The organism is Saccharomonospora iraqiensis subsp. iraqiensis, assembly GCF_000430445.1.
Lineage (GTDB): Bacteria > Actinomycetota > Actinomycetes > Mycobacteriales > Pseudonocardiaceae > Saccharomonospora > Saccharomonospora iraqiensis.
Window position 1 is genome coordinate 4,858 of the sequence record NZ_KE387062.1, and the last position, 2,466, is coordinate 7,323.

At 70.6% G+C, this 2,466-nt stretch carries 3 protein-coding genes; all 3 read right to left on the reverse strand.

What is annotated here, in order from left to right:
• Window positions 1-7: 7 nt before the first annotated feature.
• Entirely contained in the window at window positions 8-757 is a 750-nt protein-coding gene (locus ACTIR_RS0105125; RefSeq protein WP_026453472.1) for a phosphoglyceromutase, read from the reverse strand.
• Window positions 758-1,290: 533 nt separating this feature from the next.
• Window positions 1,291-1,806 carry a type III secretion system chaperone family protein gene (locus ACTIR_RS0105130; RefSeq protein ID WP_026453473.1) on the reverse strand — a complete coding sequence of 172 codons (516 nt, stop codon included), beginning with the start codon at window positions 1,804-1,806 and terminating at the stop codon, window positions 1,291-1,293.
• Between the two features lie 110 nt (window positions 1,807-1,916).
• The coding region (locus ACTIR_RS21825; protein ID WP_034238491.1) for a glycosyltransferase at window positions 1,917-2,466 on the reverse strand (550 nt) is incomplete at its 5' end.

The following is a 2,466-nucleotide window of genomic DNA, read 5'->3' on the forward strand; positions in this document are numbered from 1 at the left end:
TGGGGGGTCAGCGGCCCTGGCTCGCCACCGCCGCGGCGGCCTTGGCCGCCTCGTCGGGGTCGAGGTAGGTCCCGCCCGGGTTGGTCGGCTTCAGCTCCGCGTCGAGGTCGTAGCGCAGCGGGATGCCGGTGGGGATGTTCAGGCCCGCGATGTCGGCGTCGGAGATGTCGTCGAGATGCTTGACCAGCGCCCGCAGGGAGTTCCCGTGCGCGGCGACCAGCACGTTCCGGCCCGCCCGCAGGTCGGGCACGATCGACGACTCCCAGTACGGCAGGAGCCGGGCGACGACGTCCTTGAGGCACTCGGTCATCGGCAGTTCGGCGCCGAGGTCGGCGTAGCGGACGTCGGCGTCCTGGCTGTACTCGTCACCGGCGGCGATCGGCGGCGGCGGGGTGTCGTACGACCGGCGCCAGAGCATGAACTGCTCCTCGCCGAAGGTGTCCATCGTCTGCTTCTTGTCCTTGCCCTGGAGGGCGCCGTAGTGCCGCTCGTTGAGTCGCCAGTTCCGGCGCACGTCGATCCAGTGCCGCTCGGCGACGTCCAGGGCGATGTTCGCCGTCGAGATCGCACGACGCAGCAGCGAGGTGTGTACGACGTCGGGCAGCACCCCGGACTCGACGAGCAGTTCCCCGCCCCGCCGGGCCTCCTCCTCGCCCGTGGCGGACAACGGGACGTCGACCCAGCCGGTGAACAGGTTCTCCGCGTTCCAGGTGCTCTGTCCGTGCCGCAGCAGCACCAAGGTCCCTAGTTCGGCCATGCTTCAAGACTGCCAGAGAGCCGATCGAGTGGTCGGCGGAGCCTGTGGCTCTACGTACTGTTGAGTAAGAAGTGAATGATCTTCACTCGAACACCTAGCAAGTTGCCAACAAGATTGCGGCGCGATAACCAAAATCGCAAAGCGTTAACGATCAAGGGCAAAATCACCCGAACGGGGTAGTGGGTAGCCTTGTGGTTACCGTGCCGAGTCTGACAAGTTGGCTTGGACCCGCCCGGTCGGCACCACGCACTCCCCGGCCGGACGCGGGCAACGAGGCGCAGCTCGTCTCCCCCCTGCCGAGCTGCGGCCCGCCGGCCCCGTTGGCATCCCCCTCGCCACCGGGTCCACCAAGGCGGGTATGTCCGCGGGGCGGCTCGAGTTTCGCGACTCCCCCCTCCCTCGAGCCGCCCCGCGACACCCCTCCCCCTCCGCTCCACACCGCGTGTACCGCCCGCCGTGTGTGCCGTGAAGGCCCCCTTCCCTGCATCGAATGCAGGGAAGGGGGCCTTCACGGCAACCCCGCCGCGCGGAGGTCAGTCGGCGGTGAGGGAGCCGGGGGTGTGGGAGTCCGGGTGGATGAGGTGTTCGAAGGCACGGAGGTTGGCCAGGGACTCGCCACGGGAGACCCGCCAGTCCCACTCGCGGCGGATCGACTCGGCGAAGCCGAGCTCCAACAGTGTGTTGAAGTCGCCGTCGGCGGCCTCCAACACCTGGCCCAGCAGCTTGTCGATCTCGTTCTCCGTGACCGTGTCCGGTCCGAGCCTGCCGACCAGGTAGATGTCACCCGCCCGGTCGATCGTGTAGTGCACCCCGTAGAGCTTGGCGTTGCGCCGCAGCAGGTAGCGGTAGACGTCCTCGTGGTTCTCGTCCGGACGCCGGCACACGAACGCCTCCACCGCGAACGAGTGCTCCCGGGCGATCAGCCAGCAGTTGGTCTGGAGCTTCTTCGTCCCGGGCAGGGTGACGAAGTAGACACCCGCGCCCTTGCGGTCGTAGTCCAGCTCGGCCGCGTCGAGCGCCGAGCGCACCACGCCGTCGACGGCCCGCACCCGATCACCACCGTTTCCCGTGTGTTCCGTGTCCGCCCCGGCGTCCGTCCCGCCCGCGGCGGCGCCCCGGGCGTTCCCGGTGTCGCGCCCGCGCACACCGTCGTGCCCGCTCACACCGCCACCTCCAGCGCCGAGTCGCGGAAGGCCCGGGTGGCCTCCGCGTAGGTCTCCAGCAGGGCCTCGGTGGTCCGCTCCCAGGAGAACCCGGCCGCGTGGGCGCGCGCCCCGCGGGACAGCGCGTCCCGGTACCCGGCGTCCAGGGCCACCCGGCCGAGCGCGTCGGCCCAGTTCCCGGCACGGTGGTTGCCCACGAGCAGGCCCGAGACACCGTGGTCGACCGCCACCGGGAGGCCGCCGACCTCGGCCGCCACCACCGGGGTCCCGCACGCCTGCGCCTCGAGGGCCACCAGGCCGAACGACTCGTTGTAGCTGGGCACGGCGACGACGTCGGCGGCGCGGTAGACGTCGATCAGCCCGTCGGTGGACTGCGGCGGCAGGAACCGCACCAGATCGTCGATGCCGAGTCGCACCGCCAGCTCTTTCAGCGACGTGGGCTGTTCCAGCCCGGTCCCGGACGGCCCCCCGGCGATGAGCACGACCAGCCGGTCCCGCAGCGCGGGGTCGCGCCGGACCAGCTCGGCCGCGGCGTGCAGCAGCACG